General features: G+C 73.7%; 4 protein-coding genes. All 4 read right to left on the bottom strand.

From position 1 onward, the window contains the following. Positions 1-48: 48 nt before the first annotated feature. Genes CCN37_RS32525 through CCN37_RS32510 form a run of 4 tightly spaced genes read right to left on the bottom strand, consistent with a single transcriptional unit; the run spans position 49 to position 5,019 of the window. On the bottom strand, positions 49-2,079 hold the full coding sequence (locus CCN37_RS32525) for a primosomal protein N' (RefSeq protein ID WP_086828323.1): 2,031 nt from the start codon (positions 2,077-2,079) through the stop codon (positions 49-51). Positions 2,080-2,115: 36 nt separating this feature from the next. Then, positions 2,116-2,760, bottom strand: coding sequence for a response regulator transcription factor (locus tag CCN37_RS32520; protein WP_168200972.1), 645 nt, complete (start codon positions 2,758-2,760; stop codon positions 2,116-2,118). Beyond that, positions 2,757-3,905: a hypothetical protein gene (locus CCN37_RS32515; RefSeq protein WP_086828321.1), complete on the bottom strand. Its 1,149-nt coding sequence runs from the start codon at positions 3,903-3,905 to the stop codon at positions 2,757-2,759. The genes CCN37_RS32520 and CCN37_RS32515 overlap by 4 nt, the downstream gene beginning before the upstream one ends. Beyond that, on the bottom strand, positions 3,898-5,019 hold the full coding sequence (locus CCN37_RS32510) for a sensor histidine kinase (protein WP_086828319.1): 1,122 nt from the start codon (positions 5,017-5,019) through the stop codon (positions 3,898-3,900). Before CCN37_RS32510 ends, CCN37_RS32515 begins: the two co-directional genes overlap by 8 nt. Positions 5,020-5,193: the final 174 nt, after the last annotated feature.

Here is a 5,193-nt window from a genome sequence, read left to right as displayed (position 1 = left end):
CACCCACCCCACCCCCGCGCTCCGCCGCACCGCCTGACGCGGGTTGGCTCAGACCAGTTCGGGGGGGTCGAAGCGGACGCGGACGGGCGTGGTCTCCTTGCGCGCGGTGCGCACGCCCTGCGCCTCGGCGAGCGCCTTCGCGAGGAGCCGTCCGTCGCGGCGGGGCACCCGGATCAGCACGCGCTCCCGTTCGGCGACGCCGTCCGCGCTCTCCGGGCCGAGCGGCACCGGGCCGAGCACCTCGGCGGAGTCCGGCAGCTGCGCGGACTCCAGGAACTGCACGATGGCCTCCGGCCCGCCGTCCACGGTGCCCATCCGCACGGCGGGCGGGAAGCCAAGCTCGTGCCGCCCGGCCAGCTCCTGGCTCGCGTGCCACACCGGGTCCCACCGCACGAGGGCCTGCACCGGGGCGATCGAGGACTCCGCGATGACCACGACCTTGCCGCCGTCCACGCCGGGCTTCACCAGCGCGGCGGCGGTGATCCACTTGCGGAACGCCTCCTCGGTGGCGCGCAGGTCGGCGCGGCCCAGCAACGCCCAGCCGTCCAGCAGCAGCGCCGCGCCGTAGCCGCCATCGGCGACCGGCTCCGCGCCCGGCGTCGACACCACCAGCGCGGGCTTGCCCGGCACCGAGGCCAGCACCTCGTCCGCGCCGGACGTGCGGACGACGATGCCGGAGAACGCGCGCCCCAGCTCCTCAGCCGTGCGCTTCGCGCCGATCACCGCCGCGCGCATGCGGCGCGAGGAGCACCCCGGGCACACGAACGACGCTTCGCTGACTCCGCACCACCGGCACGCGGCCGGTCTCGGCTGGTCGTCCCGCGAGCCCCCGGGCAGCGCCAACGGCCCCGCGCAGCGACGACAGCGTGCGGGCTCGCGACAGTTCGCGCAGGTCAACGACGGCACGTAGCCCCGTCGTGGCACCTGGATCAGCACCGGAGCCCCCGCGGCCAACGCCGAGCGCGCGGCGTCGAAGGCGATCGACGGCAACCGTGCCGAACGCGCGCCGGGATCGCGCTCAAGCTGTGTGTCGGTCTCCCCGATCGAGGCCACTCGCGGCGCCGCCGCCCTGACCTGCTCGCGCGAGCCGACGATCTCGTGCGCCCACCCCGTGTCCACCAGCAGCTGCGCCTCGGTCGTGCGCGCGAAACCCGCGACGAGCAACGCTGCGCCGTTCGCGTGCGCGCGCTGCGCGAGGACGTCGCGGGCGTGCGGGTACGGCGAGCGCGGCTCGTAGTGCAGGTCGTCCCCGTCGTCCCAGATCACCAGCAGCCCCGGGTCGTGCACCGGCGCGAACGCCGTCGCGCGCGTGCCGACGACCACGCGCACGGCTCCGCGCAGCACCGCGAGCCATCTGCGGTAGCGCTCCGCCGGGCCGAGATCGGCCGACAGCGCCACCACGCCTTCCGCGCCCATCAGCGCTTCGCACGCCGTGTGCACGCGCGTCAGGTCGCGGTGGTCCGGCACCACGATCACCGCTCCGCGCCCCGTCGAGGCGACCGTCGCGGCGGCTTCGGCGAGCCGCGCGGGCCAGTCCTCCCCCGGCAGCGCCTGCCACACCGCGTGCGCCGCGCGCCCCGCCAGCGCCGCGTCCAGGAACGCCTTGCCACGCGGGTAGGAGTGCCACACCTCGGCCTCGGGCGCTTCGGGCACGGGCGCGGGTTCGCGCGGCGGCTCGGCCTCCACCTTGGCGTGCCTCGGCGGGATCGCCAGCCGCAGCACGTCGATCATCATGCCCGCGCCCCGATCCGCGACCGAGCGGGCCAGCTTCATGATCTCCGGCGCCAGCACCGGCTCCGGTGAGACCACTCTGTCCAGATAGGACAGTCGCCCGCCGAACTCCGAGGCCTCCACGCGCTCCAGCACGTAGCCGTCCACCAGCTGCCCGGCGAAGCGCACCCGCACCCGCACCCCGGGCACCACGTCGGCGTCGACGTCGCTGGGCACCAGGTAGTCGAACGTCCGGTTCAGGTGCGCCAGCGGCACGTCCACGCAGATCCGCGCGCACGGCAGCGCCTCAGCGGGCACGCGCTCCCCCTTGCGCTTCGCCCGCGACGCCCCACCCGGTTTCCCAGCCACACCGCTGGTGTACCAGAGCCCACCGACGAGAGAAACTCAGAGGTCGCCGACGTCGATCAGGCCGTCCTGGATCGCGCGGGCCACCAGGGCCGCCTTGGTCGGGGCGTCGCGCCCGGCGTTGGCGTACTTCACCCGCACGCGGTCGATGTAGGAGTTCACCGTGCGCACGGACAGCGAGAGCTTGCGCGCCACCATCTCCTTGGACTCGCAGTGGAACCACTCGATGAGCACGTCCACCTCGCGCGGCGCGAGCTTCGGCCGGTGCCCCCTGCTGTCGGTGCCGAGCGCCCCGGCCAGCGCGGGCGTGGTGTAGGGCAGGTCGTGCGCGGCGGCCCGCACGGCGCCGACGAGGTGCTTCTCCCCCTCGGCCTTGGTCACGTAGCCGCTCGCGCCGATGTCCAGGCAGGTCAGCGCGGTGTCGGGGTCGTCGCGCATGGTGTAGACGACCACCTTGCGCCCGTCGTCGACGAGCCGCCGCAGGTCGCCGAAGGCGGGCGTGCCACCGGCGAGCTGGAGGTCGAACACCACGACGTCGGCCAGCGAGCCGGGCTCCAGCCAGGCCGTGCGCACGTTCGCGCCCGAGCAGAGCACCTTGATCGGCGGGTTGGCCGAGGCGCACCACACCCGCACCCCGGCCGCGATGGCCGGGTGGTCGTCGATCACCACCACCGTGATGCTCATGCCCGCCACGTCACCTCGACCCACACCCGGCCCTCGGCCTCCATCGTCGTGGTGGCGACCCCAGGGCAGTCCACAGTGGACACCTCCGTCGTCTCGGGGCAGTCGGCGACCACGCTGACCGACACGCGGTCCGGCCACCCCGCCACCGTCACCCGCGCCGCGCGCGTGGTCGCGACGAGCACGGCCAGCACCGGCTCGGTCAGCGCGCGCCGCACCTGCTTGCTCAACGCGGGGCGTTCCCCGCGCACCGCCAGCGAAACCGTGATCCCGTTGCGCTCCACCAGATCGATGCACGCCTGGAGCTGGTGCACCAACGGGTCCGGCACGTCGTCGCCCTCGGCGAACAGCCGCCGCATCCTGGCCGCCTCCAGCGCGCACGAGCGCCGCACCCGCTCGTCCTCCGGGTTGAGCGCCCCGGTCGCCAGCCCGGCCAGCAGCGGCGCGGTCGTGGTGGCCAGCGCCGTGTACCGGAGCCGTTGCTCGGCGTGCAACCGTTGTGCCACAGCCTCTTCCGTGCGCAGCTTCTCCTCGTGCTCGGCGATCCGCGCGGCGTCGACGGCGATCCGCCGCATCAGCGTCGCCGCGTGCCCGACCGCGAGCTGGAACCCCCACACGATGACCGTCTGCACCGCCATGCCGACGAGAGTGGCGCGATCGGTCTGCCCGGCGATCGTCAACTGCCCCAACGTGATGAGGTAGTGCGTCATGAGCAGCGCGGCCAGTGGGCGCGCGCCGAGGTCCAGCGTCAGCAGCACCGCCAGCCAGCCGAGCGGCCCGAACGACCAGTGCGCCTGCCCGATCAGGTGGGGCGCGGGCACCGCCGCCGTCGCCACGACCGAGACGAGGAAGACCACGCCCGCCAACGGCCACCGCCACCGACCGGGGGTGATCTCCAGCCACGCCAGCGCTCCGAAGCCCAGCGCGATCACCACGAACGCCGCGAACGCGCCGAGCTGGACCCAGGCCGGGCGGTAGACGTCCATGTGCACCAACAACATCGGCAGGCTCAGTCCGAAGAGGACGGCCAACGTGATGGCGACGACGGCCAGGCGCAGTCCGCGCAGGATGTGCGCGGCGGTCGGCTCCGGCGATGCGGTCTCGGGGACCGCCGTCGCGGCCGTGGCGGGTGCGGCGACGTCAAGCATGCGGCCACTCCAGCCGCACGCTCGTGCCCGCGCCGAGACTGCTCGCGACCACCGCGCGCCCGCCGACCGCCTTCAGCCGTTCCACCAGCGAATGGGTCAGCCCGCGCCGTTGCGGTGGCACGTGCTCGGGCTCGAACCCGCGCCCGCTGTCGAGCACCTCCACGACCACCCCGCCGTTGTGCCGCGACGACACCCGGACCAGCGCGTTGAGCACGCCGGAATGCCTCGCCACGTTGTTCAGCGCCTCCCGCGTCGCCCGGCACAGCGCCACCGCGACCACGGCGGGGACCGCGAGCCCGGCCGTGCCGCGCCAGTCCACGCGCAGCGGGCTCTGCTCGATGACGTCCTCCAGCAGCCGCACCAGGTCAACATCGCCCGCGGTGGTGCTCGGCAACCCGGAGCCGCTGAGCACGTCGAGATCCCGCGCGGCCTGCTCCGCCAACCACGTCGCGTGCCCGTCAAGCACTCCGGCGCCGACCATCAGCAACGTCGCCGCAGCGGTGTCGTGCAGGTTCGCCAGGTGCACGCGCTCGTCAGCGCGCACGGCCGCGGCGATCGTGGACTGCCTGCGGGCCAGCTCCTGAGCCGCCGTCGCACGGTCCGCTCTCCGCCCGCCGCGCCGCACCAGCACGTACAACCCGTACGACAAGGCGGCCTCGACGAGCATCCACAGCGCCAACGGCAGCGCTTCCGGCCAGCGCGTCGACGAGGCCAGCGCTGAGCCGAAGAGGTAGGCCACCACGATGAACACGGTCACCGGCGCCGACACGAGCGTGCGCACGTGCCACTGGTGCGTGACGACCACGATGGACATGACCACGAGCACCCAACTGGTGCCGTTGTACAGCGCTTCGCCCTGGACCACCCAAGGCTGCGCCAGGCAGACCCCGGCCAGCACCACCGCGTCCGCCGCGATCACCACGGGCCCGCGCGGCAGCCGCACGTACACCGCGTTCCAGGCGTTCAGCCCCACCGCGACCGCCAAGGTCACCGGAACCGCGTCCGGGCTGACCGCGAGCAGCGACAGCACGCTGCACGTCGCGATCACGACCGTGCGAACGACCCCCGCGTAGCGCAGCCCGAGCCGCCGCAGTTCCCGCTCCGCTGGCCCCAACGTCCACCCGCCCCGGATCTTTCGTGACGCACCACCGTAGCGATCAAGCCCCTCGATGGGGAGCACCCCGACCCCGGACCACCCAGGCCGATGCATGACACGCACTCCGCCAAGAGCCCGTTTCGTACTCCAGCCGGGAAAGAGAGCGCTCCCATTTCCCGCTTTCGGTACGAA

This window comes from Allokutzneria sp. NRRL B-24872, assembly GCF_002155965.1.
Taxonomy (GTDB): Bacteria; Actinomycetota; Actinomycetes; order Mycobacteriales; family Pseudonocardiaceae; genus Allokutzneria.
This window is presented reverse-complemented; position numbering and strand designations above follow the sequence as displayed.

Coding starts and splice junctions, on each gene's coding strand:
- CCN37_RS32515 (WP_086828321.1), bottom strand. CDS start 3,905: ATGCTTGACGTCGCCGCACCCGCCACGGCCGCGACGGCGGTCCCCGAG.
- CCN37_RS32520 (WP_168200972.1), bottom strand. CDS start 2,760: ATGAGCATCACGGTGGTGGTGATCGACGACCACCCGGCCATCGCGGCC.